Annotated in this window: 13 protein-coding genes; all 13 read left to right on the top strand. The window is 51.9% G+C overall.

Going from position 1 to position 14235, the window contains the following annotated elements:
• The first annotated feature begins 103 nt into the window (after positions 1 to 103).
• The 13 genes from flhD to cheZ all read left to right on the top strand — a co-directional run bounded on the left by flhD (position 104) and on the right by cheZ (position 14221).
• Positions 104 to 436, top strand: a complete 333-nt coding sequence (gene flhD, locus ELY33_RS09395) for a flagellar transcriptional regulator FlhD (RefSeq protein WP_126947132.1) — start codon at positions 104 to 106, stop codon at positions 434 to 436.
• Complete coding sequence (gene flhC, locus ELY33_RS09390; protein WP_126947129.1) at positions 433 to 957, top strand: flagellar transcriptional regulator FlhC; 525 nt, start codon at positions 433 to 435, stop codon at positions 955 to 957. Before flhD ends, flhC begins: the two co-directional genes overlap by 4 nt.
• A gap of 230 nt (positions 958 to 1187) precedes the next feature.
• Complete coding sequence (gene motA, locus ELY33_RS09385) at positions 1188 to 2057, top strand: flagellar motor stator protein MotA (protein WP_126947126.1); 870 nt, start codon at positions 1188 to 1190, stop codon at positions 2055 to 2057.
• Positions 2054 to 2974, top strand: a complete 921-nt coding sequence (motB, locus tag ELY33_RS09380) for a flagellar motor protein MotB (protein ID WP_126947123.1) — start codon at positions 2054 to 2056, stop codon at positions 2972 to 2974. The genes motA and motB overlap by 4 nt, the downstream gene beginning before the upstream one ends.
• Positions 2975 to 3017: 43 nt before the next feature.
• Complete coding sequence (gene cheA / locus ELY33_RS09375) at positions 3018 to 5111, top strand: chemotaxis protein CheA (protein ID WP_126947120.1); 2094 nt, start codon at positions 3018 to 3020, stop codon at positions 5109 to 5111.
• Complete coding sequence (gene cheW / locus ELY33_RS09370; protein WP_126947117.1) at positions 5108 to 5608, top strand: chemotaxis protein CheW; 501 nt, start codon at positions 5108 to 5110, stop codon at positions 5606 to 5608. The genes cheA and cheW overlap by 4 nt, the downstream gene beginning before the upstream one ends.
• A 112-nt stretch (positions 5609 to 5720) precedes the next feature.
• Complete coding sequence (locus tag ELY33_RS09365) at positions 5721 to 7037, top strand: methyl-accepting chemotaxis protein (protein ID WP_244208594.1); 1317 nt, start codon at positions 5721 to 5723, stop codon at positions 7035 to 7037.
• A 58-nt stretch (positions 7038 to 7095) separates the two neighbouring features.
• Positions 7096 to 9258 (top strand): methyl-accepting chemotaxis protein, encoded by a 2163-nt coding sequence (locus ELY33_RS09360; protein ID WP_126947115.1) that lies wholly within the window; start codon positions 7096 to 7098, stop codon positions 9256 to 9258.
• On the top strand, positions 9255 to 10127 hold the full coding sequence (locus tag ELY33_RS09355) for a CheR family methyltransferase (protein ID WP_126947113.1): 873 nt from the start codon (positions 9255 to 9257) through the stop codon (positions 10125 to 10127). The genes ELY33_RS09360 and ELY33_RS09355 overlap by 4 nt, the downstream gene beginning before the upstream one ends.
• A gap of 87 nt (positions 10128 to 10214) precedes the next feature.
• Positions 10215 to 11276: a protein-glutamate methylesterase/protein-glutamine glutaminase gene (locus tag ELY33_RS09350; protein WP_126947111.1), complete on the top strand. Its 1062-nt coding sequence runs from the start codon at positions 10215 to 10217 to the stop codon at positions 11274 to 11276.
• 43 nt (positions 11277 to 11319) lie between these two features.
• On the top strand, positions 11320 to 13020 hold the full coding sequence (locus ELY33_RS09345) for a methyl-accepting chemotaxis protein (protein ID WP_126947108.1): 1701 nt from the start codon (positions 11320 to 11322) through the stop codon (positions 13018 to 13020).
• A gap of 73 nt (positions 13021 to 13093) precedes the next feature.
• Complete coding sequence (cheY, locus tag ELY33_RS09340) at positions 13094 to 13483, top strand: chemotaxis response regulator CheY (protein ID WP_009097747.1); 390 nt, start codon at positions 13094 to 13096, stop codon at positions 13481 to 13483.
• Between the two features lie 42 nt (positions 13484 to 13525).
• Positions 13526 to 14221 (top strand): protein phosphatase CheZ, encoded by a 696-nt coding sequence (gene cheZ / locus ELY33_RS09335; RefSeq protein ID WP_126947105.1) that lies wholly within the window; start codon positions 13526 to 13528, stop codon positions 14219 to 14221.
• Positions 14222 to 14235: the final 14 nt, after the last annotated feature.

The raw sequence follows: 14235 nt of genomic DNA, 5'->3' as shown, positions 1-14235 counted from the left end.
CCAACACAAACGTTGTATGTAACCATGGCTGCGAAATGTTAAAAACCTTTAAGGCGTAAGTATGACGTCATAATAAAACGCCTATGCCGTTCGATGGAACACTATGAGTCAAACAAGCTTTCTCGATGAAATTCAAGAAATTAATTTAGCGTATTTACTTCTTGCGCAACGCCTGTTGGTTGAAGACCGTGAGGCGGCGATGTTTCGCTTAAAAATAGACAGCGAGCTTGCCGACTTGCTCGTGTCGTTAAACGCTCGGCAGTTAACAAAATTGGCACGTAACAACCAGTTGATATGCAGGTTTAGCCAAACGAGCGTCCATCAGCTGCGCGTCATTACCCAGAATCCTAGGGATCAAGGGCTTTCGGGGCTTCATGCCTCATTGTTATCGGCCCGCGAAGCGTTTGAGGAATTGCCAGTAGGAGAGTCGGAGTGAGCCAGAAAAGCTTGGTCGATGAAATGCACCAAGTACAGCTGGCCATAGAGCTGATTGAATTAGGTGCACGTTTACAAGTATTGGAGACAGAGACAGACCTGAGTCGCACGCGTTTGATTAAGTTGTACAAGGAAGTGCGTGGGATGTCGCCGCCCAAGGGAATGCTGCCCTTTTCAGCAGATTGGTTCGTAACGTGGCTGCCAAACGTGCATTCGTCGCTGTTTTATAACATTTATAACAGCATACAAAACAATACGTGCTGCGAGCGTATTGATGCTTTTGTCAAAGCCTATCGCTTGTACGAAGAGCAGATAAATCTTGAAAACGTTGAGCCGGTACTGGGGCTCACTCGCGCGTGGACGCTGGTACGGTTTTTTGAAAGTGACCTGCTGCAGCTCAACACGTGTACGCGCTGTGAAGGACACTTCGTCGCGCATGCCCATAGCCCCGCCCATGATTACGTTTGCGGTATTTGCCAGCCGCCTTCGCGAGCCGGGAAAACGCGCAAGGCGCGGTGTTGAAAGATAACAGTATGGTCACACCGGCGGCAGATAAATCTACAACTAAAAAGATGCGTCTTTGAGCGCATAGATAGCACCAAAAGCGCTTGGTACTTTTTCATTAAATTTGTTTACGCCTGCGTATGCTATGGCGATGAAACGCGTGGAGCGAGACTTTTCTGTGTCTTCTTTTTGAAACACGGGAATAGCGTTCCCTTGATATAAAAACTGATATCGCAAGGACACTGCTTGTGCTGATTCCTCTGGGTTATTTGGTCGTATTGCTATCTGTCTTTGGCGGTTATGTGTTGGCAGGCGGTAGCTTAGGCCCCCTGTATCAACCCCTGGAGCTGCTGATCATTGGCGGTGCTGGCGTTGGTGCCTTTATTGCCGCAAACAACGGCAAAGCGATTAAAGCCACGTTTAAAATACTTCCCCGGCTTAAACGAACCAAAAAATACAATAAAGCCTTGTATATGGAGTTAATGGCGCTTCAATACAAAATTCTTTCCAAAGTGCGCCGTGAGGGGATGCTGGGGATCGAGCGCGATATCGATAATCCTCAGGAAAGTCCGTTGTTCCAAGAACACCCCACGGTGCTTGCAGACCCTCATATTATGGATTTTTTAACCGATTATCTTCGGTTGATGGTGAGCGGCGGCATGGAGCCGATGGAAATCGATGAGCTAATGCTCCACGAAATCGAAGTATTTGAGCAAGAAGCCCATATTCCCATCGATGCGATTGCCAAAGTAGGTGATGCAATGCCGGCGTTCGGTATCGTAGCTGCGGTTATGGGGGTTATTAAAGCACTGACCTATGCGGATGCCAGCCCTGACCAAATGGGGCAAATGATTGCGATGGCGTTAGTGGGTACCTTCCTGGGTATTTTGATGGGCTACGGGTTTATTAGCCCTATCGCGAGCTATGCCGAACGGCAAGCTAAAGAAGCAGAAAAAATGCTGCAGTGTATCCGCGTTACGCTGCTGGCTAGCCTGCATGGATATGCTCCCCAGTTAGCGGTTGAATTTGGTCGTAAAGCATTACATAGCACCGAGCGCCCCAGTTTTTCAGAGCTAGAAGAGTATGTGCGCGACGCTAAAAAGGGCGGTAATGCATGAGTAAGGGGGGCGATAAGCGTCCGATTATTATTCGGCGCAAAAAAGTGGTGCATGCCCACCATGGCGGTGCGTGGAAGATTGCCCTTGCGGACTTCATGACAGCCCTGATGGCGCTGTTTCTGGTGATGTGGATTTTAAGTGTTTCCGATGATGAAACCCGGCGCAGCGTTGCAGAGTATTTCAGCACCCCATTAATAACAGCAATGACTAGTGGTGACCGGTCTGGAAGCACCCAGGTGATTCCGGGCGGTGGCCCAGATCCTACTCACAGCGACGGCGAGCGCGCACGGATTGATGTTCTTCAACATAGCCGACCCAGCGCTCAGGAGCGGCGTTTCTTTAATGATTTGCAAGAACGCATTGAGCGAGCCATTGAGCAAGACCCGGAGCTGCGCCAGCTGCGCAGTCAAATGCGCTTTGATTTAACTCGCGAAGGGCTGCGCATTCAACTGCTCGATACGGAACAGCGGCCCATGTTTGAGCTAGGCAGTAATCAAGTAGCCCCTTACATGCGCAACTTGTTACGCACGATGGCACCGCTACTCAACGAATTGCCCAATGTCTTAAGTATTAGCGGGCACACCGACAGTGTGCCCTATGCGGGTGGTTACCGAGGTTACAGCAACTGGGAGCTTTCCAACGACCGAGCCAATGCTTCTCGGCGTGAATTAGTGGCTGGCGGGCTTGATCCAGATCAACTGCTACGCGTATCGGGCTTTGCTGATCGTGTCAGGTTGCCTGACACTGCGCCGACCGATCCCGTTAATCGCCGCATTGAGCTTGTCGTCTTATTGCCAGAAATCGCTGAGGCGATTCGGAACCCCGGCGTTATGGGGCTTGATAACCCATTGCCCGATGAAGACGCACCTGCAGAAGCGTCGCCGCAAAGCGAGCCACAGAGCGATGAAAGCGAATGAGCAGGGCTTATCACAACACTAAGACGTTTATGTGGAGCGGTGCATGGATATAGCGGATTTTTTTGACACCTTTTTTGAAGAGGCTGAAGAGCTGCTGGCCGATATGGAGCAGCATCTACTGGAACTGGATGTCGATGATCCAGATAGCGAGCAGCTAAACGCTATCTTCCGCGCCGCTCACTCCATAAAAGGTGGCGCAGGTACCTTCGGCTTCAGTGTTTTGCAGAAAACCACGCATATCTTTGAAAACCTGTTGGATCACGCGCGAAAAGGTGAGCTGACATTGCGTGCTGACCTCGTTGATACATTTTTAGAGGCAAAAGACATCATGCATGAGCAACTCGATGCCTATCGCAACGAGGAAGAGCCCAACCAAGAGGCCTATGAGCGAATTTGCCAGACACTGCAGCAGATCGCACTAGAAGAAATTGGTCAAACGTTGGACGCGCCCGCTGCCCCTGCCCCCACTGTTGAAAAAAAAGCCTCGGCCAGCGCTGAGGCTGCTGAATCCTTATCGCCGAGCGAGCGCCATCTGCTGGTTGCGCTACTTAACGTTAACGAAAAAGACCGCACGCTGTTGGTAGAAGAGCTGGAGCAGCTGGGCGAGGTTAAATCCCACTCGGGTGATGAAAAGCGTTACGAAGTGGCGCTGACTGGTGACGTGAGTGCTGACGATATTGAAGCGGTGATGTGCTTCATTATTGAGCCAGAGCAGATCGAAATTAGCGTGGTCGAGGTTGAAGAAGACGCAACCGCCAGCTCTGATGTAGGCGCGCCAGCACCGATAGCAGAAGCGCCCGCTGACGTTGCTGAGCCTGCGGTGCCTGCCGCGGCTAAACCTGTTGATAAAGCACCTTCGCCAGAAAAGTCGGCAAAGCCCGCCCCCAAAAAAGCGGTGGCCGAATCTGCCTCGATCCGGGTGTCGGTAGATAAAGTCGACCAAATTATCAATTTAGTTGGCGAGCTGATTATTACCCAGTCGATGTTGGATCAAACGGTCAGTGATCTTGATGATCAATCCGTTGGCAACAGCTCGCTACAAAACGGTATGAGCCTGCTTCAACGTAATGCGCGGGATCTTCAAGAAGCAGTGATGTCGATCCGCATGATTCCAATGGAGTTTGTGTTTAGTCGGTTCCCCCGCGTTGTACGTGATACTGCCGGTAAATTAGGCAAAGAAATTGAGCTTATTACCGAAGGTAAGTCCACTGAGTTGGATAAAAGCCTGGTCGAGCGCATTACCGACCCACTAACACACTTAGTGCGTAATAGCCTGGATCACGGCGTTGAAATGCCCGATGAGCGCGAAGCGTTAGGTAAACCCCGTGTTGGTAAGCTGGTGTTATCGGCACGCCACCAGGGGGGCAATATTCTGATTGAGGTGCGTGATGATGGCGCTGGCATGGACCGTGACCGGTTGTTGGCTAAAGCGCGTGAAAATGGCCTGAACGTTTCCGACAACATGTCCGACGAAGATGTCTTCCAGCTGATTTTTGCGCCGGGTTTCTCCACGGCAAAAGAAGTCACCGATGTCTCTGGTCGTGGTGTCGGAATGGATGTCGTGAAGCGGAACATTCAAGGCATGGGTGGCCGGGTTGAAATTCAATCTAAGAAAGGTGAGGGCACCAACACCCGCATTGTATTGCCGCTGACACTCGCCATTCTTGATGGCATGTCTATTAAGGTGGGCAGTGAAACCTTCATTTTGCCGCTTTCCACGGTACTTGAGTCGTTGCAGCCTGCCAAAGGCGATATGTATGCCATGGCGGGAGATGATGTGGTGCTTAAGGTGCGCGATGAATACCTGCCGGTTATCGCTATTCATGAAGTTCTCGATGTCGAGAATGCCATTACCGACCCGACCAAAAGTATTGCAGTGATTGTTCAGGGCGAGGGGCGCCGTTATGCCATGTTGGTTGATGAGCTCATTGGCCAGCAGCAGGTGGTGGTAAAGAACTTAGAAGACAATTATCGCAAAGTGCCGGGCGTGTCGGCGGCCACTATCCTGGGGGATGGTAGCGTCGCGCTAATTCTAGATATCACCGGTTTACACCGGTTAAGCCGCGCTAAGAAAGAAGCCGGAAAACAGGTGAATTATCCACATCTCTCTTATTACCAGGAGGCTGAGCTGTCATGAGCCAGGCAAACAATGGAGCGGTTCTATCTGCCGCAGAAGCCGATAATCGCGAATTTTTGGTGTTCTCTTTAGGGGATGAAGAGTACGCCATTGATATTCTCAAGGTTCAGGAAATACGCGGCTATGAAAACGTCACGCGTATTGCCAACGCCCCTGATTTTATAAAAGGGGTGACCAATCTTCGCGGCGTCATTGTGCCTATTGTCGATCTGCGTATTAAGTTTCACTTAGACAGCGTGGAGTACGGTGGTCAGACCGTTGTCATCGTGGTCAATGTCGCTGACCGCGTCGTTGGCATTGTGGTGGATGGCGTCTCCGATGTCATGACATTAACACCTGAGCAAATAAAGCCAGCGCCTGAATTTGGTGTCACGCTCTCCTCTGATTTCTTGAGCGGATTAGGCAGCCTTGAAGACCGCATGTTGGTATTAGTCGACATCGACAAACTGCTGACCAGCGAAGAAATGGCCTTAGTCGATAGCACAAGCACCCGCTAACCCCTTTGCGACTGGGCACAGGGAGCGTGCCTTCTTAAGCCAAAAAAAACAGCCCCCTCTGGTGCTACGGAAAGCATCGGCCACTACGGTTGTGTTTGGAGTACTGCGTGTGATGTCGCTACTGCGTCAAATGATGAGCAATATGACCGTGCGCCTTAGCTGGGGGCTGGTATTAGCCACGTTTTCAATCTTAGTCGTGGTGGCCTGTGGTATAGGTCTTTATGCGCTCCACCAGGGTGCTGCTATTGCGCAGGCGTCGAGTGATTTGCAAACGCAGCAAGCGGCGTTCAGCGAGTTTGCTACGCGCATTCGTTGGGTGTTGATTGGCGTGGTCGTAATGACGGGGTTAACCGTCGTGGTGGTGGTTTGGGGGGTGGCCGCTAATGTGTTGCGTCCCTTGGATCGTTTGGTTGGTTACTTTGAAAAAATGGCTCAGGGCGATCTAAGCCAGCAAATAACATCACCCGGTAATAATGAAATTGGCAGGTTATACAGTGCAATGGCGCATATGCAATCGTCACTGTCAGACACAGTTGGCATCGTGCGTCAAAGCGGCGCGTCCATTTTTGAGCGCTCTCAGCATATCGCCAGTGGCAATAATGACCTCTCTTCACGTACCGAGCAGCAAGCCTCTTCACTAGAAGAGACTGCCTCCAGTATGGAGCAACTGGCCTCTACCGTGGGTCACAATGCTGACAACGCACTTCAAGCAAGCCAACTCGCCAATGAGGTAACGCTAACCGCCAGACGCAGCGGCGAAGAAGTTGCCAACATTGTTGAAACCATGCAAGACATTAGCGCTAGCTCCCACCAAGTTGCCGACATTATCACGGTCATCGATAACATTGCTTTTCAAACCAATATTCTCGCCTTGAATGCGTCGGTAGAAGCCGCCCGTGCAGGCGAACATGGCAAAGGGTTCGCTGTCGTCGCGCAAGAAGTGCGCAGCCTCGCTAGCCGCAGTGCCAATGCCGCCAAAGAAATTCGCACCTTGATTAATGCATCGCTTGGCAAAGTGGACGCGGGCACCCAGCGAGTGAACCATGCGGGAAAAACCATGCAGGATCTTGTCGCTGCGGTGCAGCGGGTCAACGATATTATGGATGAGATTGCGGCTGCCTCTGAGGAGCAAAGCAACGGTATCGGACAAGTTAATCAAGCGGTTGCCCAGATGGATCAGGTCGTTCAACAAAATGCCCAGCTGGTTCAACAGGCGGCACGCAGCGCCAATGAATTAGAGAGCGAAGCGGCGCGCCTTAGAGAAGCAGTCGAGCGCTTTCATGTGATGCCTTCCCAGGAAACCGGGAAGACCGCGTCTGATTATGCTTTGCCGCCTCGCGCACTTCAGCAAGCATCTACCGCGTCAACGTCGTCAGCTAAGAAAACCCCCGCTCGCAACACGGCAGCAGATGAGTGGGAAGCGTTTTAATTCTTGCGGTTTAGGCTCATTACCTCCTCGGCTTCAACACGAAAAATAAGGCATGCGAATGCGTAATAACCAGCCAGTCACTCAGCGTGAAGTTGAACTCCAGAGTGATGATTTTCTCGTTTCGCGTACGGATCTTAAAGGGCGCATTACCTACGCAAACCCTGCGTTTATCCAGATAAGTGGTTTCCAGCACGAAGAGCTGATAGGCGCCCCCCATAATTTGATTCGCCACCCTGATATGCCGCCAGCAGCATTTGAAAACCTATGGCAGACCGTGAAAAACGGTGAGACATGGCAAGGACTGGTTAAAAACCGTTGTAAAAATGGCGACCACTACTGGGTAAGTGCCAGCGTGACGCCGATTGTCGAGGACGACCACGTGGTTGGTTACGCCTCTGTCAGGGTGCAGGCATCCAGAGAGGCGATTGCTCACGCGGAGCAAGCCTACGCGGAAATACGTGAAGGCCGTAACAAGCACCTTTATTTAGACAAGGGGCGGCTGCGCAAGAAAGGCCTAACGCAAGGCCTCAAACGGATACGGCTGGATACCATTCGCGCTAAGTTGGTTGGCATGATTGTGGTGGCTGGCGCGCTGCTGCTGCTGAGTGGTGGCCTTGGTTTGTATGGTCTTAATGTTGCGGGAGAGCGGTTAGCGGCGCTCAATAATGATGGCCTGCAAGATGTTATTCGTTTACAGCAAATTGATCAGACCATTGCGCAAACGCGTCAAGCGATGATTGAACCAGAGCGGATGGAGCTGATTCAACAGCGCTTTGAGATGGGGGACATGATTGCCACTAGTGCGGCAGGAATTGAGTCCGCTTGGCAGCAATACTACTCCCGAGACGTAAACTCGTCAGCACTTGCCACCTCCTTCAATGCCCAGCTGGAATCATTTTTAGATAATGGCATGTACCAGGCGGAAGCCGTCCTGAAAGCAGAAGACACGTATTTAGTGTTTACCGGCTTGGATGCCGTCATCAGTGTAATGAATAACCAAGGGCGCGAACTTTCTTCGATGGTGAATCAGCTCATCGCTCAAAAGCAAACCGCCGCCGAGGCAATGGCTGTCGATGCTGAGCAAGCTCAAGCCCGTATGCTCAGCGCTCAAGCTGCTGTTCTGGGCGTTGGTGTGCTGGCGCTTATCTTACTGGGAGTGATTACGCTGCGTTCCATCGTTCGGCCATTAAAAAGCGCCTCCCGTTTTACTTTGCAAATAGCAGGCGGAAATTTAGCCGCAAAAGTACCTCCCCACCAGCGTGATGAAGTTGGGATGCTGATGGAGTCGCTTAATACCATGCGGAAAAGCTTGAGCAGCATTATCAGCGATGTAAAAGGCGGTATTCATGTCGTCACCCCCGCCGCTCAGGATATCGCCAGTGGTAATGAAGCGCTATCGTCTCGTACTGAGCAACAGGCAGCATCGCTACAGCAAACGGCATCCAGCATGGAAGAAATGACAACGACCGTTCGTCAAAACAGCGATAACGCTCAAGAAGCGAGTCGCCTTGCCGATAATAATGCTAAGCAAGTGACTCAGACCGGAGAGCTCATGTCGCAGTTAGTCGAGAATATGCAGCGAATTACCCAAAGTTCGCAAAAAATGACTGACATTATCAATGTGATTGATTCGATTGCCTTCCAAACCAATATTTTGGCACTTAACGCATCGGTAGAAGCTGCCAGGGCAGGAGAGCATGGCCGCGGATTTGCCGTGGTGGCTGAGGAAGTGCGTAAGCTGGCAGGAAGAAGCGCAAGCGCTTCACAAGAGATTCGCGTGTTAATCGACGGCTCTAATCAAGAAATAACGGTTGGCGCTGGGCTGGTTAAAAAAGCCGAGGTAGCGATTAGTGACGTTGCCAACGCGGCGCGCAATGTTACGCAGCTCATGCACGATATTTCGTCGGCTTCGCAAGAACAGAGTCACGGCATCGCCGAAGTGAATGAAGCCGTTGCCGAAATGGATCAAGCGACACAGCAGAACGCCGTGCGCGTTCAGGAAACGGCCCGCGCCGCCGTAGCATTAGAGCAGCAAGCGAGTCTATTAGCCTTGTCTGTTGAAGCGTTTCGTTTAAATCAACAGGGCTCGCCAAACACTGCGCTTACCCCCCCACCTATTGGCAATCGGACGTATGCTCAGTTGCCAGACAGCCCAACTAAATCGCCTTCGTCGTCAACTACACGGCAGCTGGCCTCGGTAGAGGAGTGGGAAGAATTTTGATCGACCAACGCGAGCGGGGAGTTGACGTCGGCCAGTGGGCATCGGGCGGGCAGATCGAACGTGATCTGGTGTTAACCGATGCCGACTTTGCGCGCATACGGGAATTAATTTACTTGCGCGCCGGAATAGTACTTGCTGAACACAAACGTGAAATGGTCTATAGCCGCTTAGCGAAGCGACTGCGTCACCATGGTATTACGCGTTTCACCGACTACCTGTCGCGGCTAGAGCGTCAGCCGGACGCTAAAGAGTGGGAAGCGTTTACCAATGCGTTAACCACCAACCTCACTGCTTTCTTTCGTGAGGCACATCACTTTCCGCTACTCGCTGAGCACATCAATAAACAGCAAGGCCCTATTACTATTTGGTGTTCAGCCGCGTCCACAGGGGAAGAGCCCTACTCGATTGCCATGACGCTGTTAGAAACATTGGGGGCTAAAGCCAGCCAGGCCAAGGTTATTGCCACCGATATCGACACCGACGCACTAAGTAAAGCGCGCGCAGGCGTCTATCCGCTTGAACAGGTGCGTAAATTAGATGAAGGGCGTGTTAAACGGTTTTTTCAGAAAGGCACCGGTGGACATTCAGGTTTGGCGCGTGTAAGGCCCGAAGTGTCGGCACTGGTGGAGTTTTTACCGCTTAATTTGCTGGCGTCCCAGTGGTCGGTAAAAGGCCCTTTTGATGCCGTTTTTTGCCGCAACATTATGATTTATTTCGATAAAGATACCCAGGCTAAGATTTTAAAACGGTTTGCTCCGCTAATGAAGCCGGACGCGTTACTGTTTGCGGGACACTCGGAAAATTTTTCGTATATCAGCGATGCATTCAAGCTGCGCGGGCAAACGGTTTATACCCTCGCAAAAAAATAAATCGGTTACGTGTGTTTACTCCTGTTGGCAATCGGCCTACTGGAGTGGGTTAACACACAGATGGCTACCGTATAAAGGAGGCGTGCTTTGAGCGCAGCCAACATCAAAGTGTTGTGCGTCGATGATTCGGCGCTGATTCGTGACTTATTGACGGAAATAATCAACTCTCAACCAGACATGGACGTCGTCGCTGTCGCGCCAGACCCCATTGCCGCAAGGGATTTGATCAAACAACACAATCCTGATGTGCTGACACTGGACGTGGAAATGCCGCGGATGGATGGTCTTGATTTCCTTGAGCGGTTAATGCGGCTTCGCCCCATGCCGGTACTCATGGTGTCATCGCTAACCCAGAGTGGCTCAGAGATTACCCTGCGTGCGTTAGAGTTAGGCGCATTGGATTTTGTGGCCAAGCCCAGCTTGGGTATTCGTAGCGGCATGATGGAATACGCGACTGAAATTACCGACAAGATTCGCGCCGCTGCGCGCTCGCGTCCTCGTCAAGCCCGTCATAAAAATGCGCCGCCGCCCACGCAGCTAAAAGCGCCCATGGTGTCGAGTGAAAAGCTGATTATCATTGGCGCTTCTACTGGCGGCACAGAAGCGATCAGGTCGGTGCTTGAGCCACTTCCCGCGAATGCGCCTGCCATCTTGATTACCCAGCACATGCCGGGTGGCTTTACCCGCTCCTTTGCTGAGCGGCTAGATCGGCTGTGCCGAATTAGCGTAAAAGAAGCCACCGATGGCGAACGTGTTTTGCCAGGCCATGCCTACATTGCCCCAGGCGACCAACACCTAGAGCTTGGCCGCAGTGGTGCCAATTACGTCGTGCGCCTTAACGATGGCCCGCCGGTTAATCGACACCGTCCCTCTGTTGATGTGCTGTTTCACTCTGCTTCCAAGCATGCTGGTAAAAACGCCATTGGAGTGATTCTGACCGGCATGGGTAAAGATGGCGCCGCAGGGCTGCTAGAAATGCGCGACGCCGGCGCAGCCACCCTTGCGCAAAACGAAGAAAGCTGTGTGGTGTTCGGTATGCCAAGAGAAGCCATTGCAGTAGGCGGCGCAGTAGAGGTGGTTGCGTTAGACGATATTCCATCGCGTTTGATGGCCTTAATTGCCGCTTCAGGGCGTGCCCAGCGGGTATAACCACCCCACCCATTACGCTAATAAATAAGGGGAACCAAAAAACATGACACGCTCACTGCGTCACATCAGTATTCACGCTGCGGTTATTGTTGCGTTGGCAAGCTTTGTCACGCTGATAGTGGTGTTAGCCGGTATCAGCTTTATGGCAGACCGTAACGCACAGGCTAACCTATCAACCTTTAGCCAGATCAGTAATGATCAGCTCAACGAAATTAATCGCGCTGACTCGCTGCTCAACCAGGCGATGCTGGCGATGGAAACAGCCTCCAATTTCTTAATGGTAGGCCAAACCCAGCAATCCAATGCGCAGGTCGACATCGCCCTGAATCGAATAGAGCGCGCCGAAAGGCGTTTTGAACGTTTCGCTGCGACGCCTCGCACGACGCAGGGCGACGCTCTGGGAGAAGCATTAGCGTCAGATTTCCGTGCAGCAATGAGCTTAGTCAAGCAGCAGCATGCGACGTTTGAAACCATGGATATTAATACCTTCAATCGGCTTCGAGGGGAGCTGGCTGAACCATTGGAGAACTTATCCAACAGTGTCACGGCGTTTGTGCAATATGGTTTTCAGCGGGTGGAAACTATTCGCGACGAAGCTGAAGCACAAGGCGATGTGTTCATGTTGATCAATGCACTTGCCGTGGCGATTGCACTGCTGGTGACAGTGCTGATTTATATGGCGTTACGCCGCACCGTTATTGCGTCGCTAAATGACGCGGTAAGACGCCTAGACAAAATTTCCCAGGCTGATTTGACCGAGCCCGTTCCCGAATCAGGCAAAAATGAAGTGGGTCAGCTTTTTGCAGCGATGGGCATGATGCAGCAAAATCTGACGGCGATCGTGATGCGGGTACGTGAAGGCAGTAGTGAAATCCATCACGGCACCCGAGAGATAGCGAGTGGCAATGCGGATCTGTCGTCACGCACAGAGCAGCAGGCTGCGTCGATTGAGGAAACCGCAGCCAGCATGGAGCAAATGACGGCAACGGTTAAGCAAAATGCCGATAATGCACGTCAGGCAAGCACGCTGGCAGCAGACGCCTCCACTACCGCCGAGCAAGGAGGCCAAGTGGTCGAGCAGGTGGTGCAGACCATGCACGGTATCTCTACCAGCTCCCAGAGAGTGGCAGACATCACCAGTGTGATTGATTCCATCGCTTTTCAAACCAATATCTTGGCACTAAATGCTTCGGTAGAAGCGGCCCGCGCTGGTGAGCAAGGGCGTGGCTTTGCGGTCGTCGCGGGTGAGGTTCGCAACCTTGCCAGCCGCAGTGCTGATGCGGCGAAAGAGATCAAAACGCTGATTGATGCATCTGTTGCACAAATCAAGCAAGGCTCTACGCTGGTAGAACAAGCGGGCACCACCATGTCCGATGTTGTTACTGCCGTGCGTCGGGTGACCGATATTATGGATGAGATATCTGCTGCATCTCAGGAACAGAGCGATGGCATTGAGCAGGTAAGCCAAGCGGTCGGGCAGATGGATGAAGTGACTCAGCAGAATGCGGCACTGGTTCAGGAAGCCTCCGCAGCAGCAACGTCGCTTGAAGAACAAGCAAACAGGTTAGAAGAGGCGGTGGCTGTTTTTGCTTTGTTGAATAGCCAAGAGAGTACACCGCGTCGCGCATTGCCAGCGAGTAGCCTCGGGTCAAATGTGCCTGCTGCTGGGTCGCAGGCAGCCACTGCGCCCGGCAATCGCCGAACCCCAGCGCCTAGCCACCACGACGAGTGGGAGGCGTTCTAGGTTTTAAGAACTAGTTTTAAGAACCGTTTTTAAGCATCGTTTTTTAGCAATAATTTGATTGAGAGGATGACCAATGGCCGATAAGAACATGAGTTTTCTGGTAGTTGACGACTTTCCCACCATGCGTCGGATCGTTCGCAGCCTACTAAAAGAACTTGGCTTTACCAATGTCGATGAAGCGGAAGATGGCCAAGACGCCCTGAATAAGTTGCGTGCAGGTAACTTCGAGTTCGTCGTCTCTGATTGGAATATGCCCAATCTAGATGGCTTAGAAATGCTTAAAGAGATCCGCCAGGATGAGGCGCTGAAAGGGCTACCCGTACTGATGGTGACGGCAGAAGCCAAAAAAGAAAACATCATCGCGGCCGCCCAAGCGGGCGCAAACGGCTACGTCGTCAAGCCGTTTACTGCCGCTACGCTTGAAGAAAAACTGAATAAAATCTTCGACAAGATGGGTAAATGAAGCGGCTGCGCCTGAGTGCTCGGTTAACGAGGAGACAACACGATGAGTCAGCATGAGCAGGATAGCGCTAATCAGCTATCCGAAGAAGCCGCTGAAGACCTGATCTTTCGCATCGGCAAACTTACCCGCATGTTGCGCGACAATATGCGAGAACTGGGCCTGGATAAAGAGATCGAGAAAGCGGCGGAAGCAATTCCTGACGCGCGTGACCGGTTGCATTACGTCGCTACCATGACGGAGCAGGCAGCAGAACGTGCGTTGAACGCCATTGATCGCGCTCAGCCGTTGCAAGACCAGCTTTCTGACCGTGCTGAAGCGCTTGATAAGCGCTGGGCCGAGTGGTTTGAAGCGCCCAAAGAACTGGACGATGCCAAGGCCTTGGTACAAGAAACGCGTACCTACTTAAGTGACGTGCCAACCATAGCCGCAGCAACTAATAAAGAGCTGCTCGACATTATGATGGCTCAAGATTTTCAAGACCTTACCGGCCAAGTCATCAAGAAGATGATGGATGTCATCCGAGAAATTGAGCACCAGTTGGTGCAGGTGTTGATCGATAACGTGCCGGGTGCGCAGGTACGAGAGTCGATGCAGCGCAAGGCTGAAGACCAGTGGAAAAATGACAATGCGCGTCGCAACGAAGAGTTGCTGAATGGCCCACAGGTTAAGGAAAGTGCACCTGATATTGTTACTGGTCAGAATCAGGTAGACGACTTATTGGACGAATTGGGCTTTTAATGCGTTGTTATTAA

Origin of the sequence: Vreelandella andesensis, assembly GCF_003989795.1 — a bacterium.
GTDB lineage: Bacteria > Pseudomonadota > Gammaproteobacteria > Pseudomonadales > Halomonadaceae > Vreelandella > Vreelandella andesensis.
Note: the sequence above shows the minus strand (reverse complement) of the source record. Positions and strands in the feature narration are given on the sequence as shown.

What these genes read in the sequence shown, in the direction of transcription:
- flhD (WP_126947132.1), top strand. Translation starts at nt 104, where the DNA reads ATGAGTCAAACAAGCTTTCTCGATGAAATTCAAGAAATTAATTTAGCG.
- motB (WP_126947123.1), top strand. Translation starts at nt 2,054, where the DNA reads ATGAGTAAGGGGGGCGATAAGCGTCCGATTATTATTCGGCGCAAAAAA.
- cheA (WP_126947120.1), top strand. Translation starts at nt 3,018, where the DNA reads ATGGATATAGCGGATTTTTTTGACACCTTTTTTGAAGAGGCTGAAGAG.
- cheW (WP_126947117.1), top strand. Translation starts at nt 5,108, where the DNA reads ATGAGCCAGGCAAACAATGGAGCGGTTCTATCTGCCGCAGAAGCCGAT.
- ELY33_RS09365 (WP_244208594.1), top strand. Translation starts at nt 5,721, where the DNA reads ATGTCGCTACTGCGTCAAATGATGAGCAATATGACCGTGCGCCTTAGC.
- ELY33_RS09360 (WP_126947115.1), top strand. Translation starts at nt 7,096, where the DNA reads ATGCGTAATAACCAGCCAGTCACTCAGCGTGAAGTTGAACTCCAGAGT.
- ELY33_RS09345 (WP_126947108.1), top strand. Translation starts at nt 11,320, where the DNA reads ATGACACGCTCACTGCGTCACATCAGTATTCACGCTGCGGTTATTGTT.
- cheY (WP_009097747.1), top strand. Translation starts at nt 13,094, where the DNA reads ATGGCCGATAAGAACATGAGTTTTCTGGTAGTTGACGACTTTCCCACC.
- cheZ (WP_126947105.1), top strand. Translation starts at nt 13,526, where the DNA reads ATGAGTCAGCATGAGCAGGATAGCGCTAATCAGCTATCCGAAGAAGCC.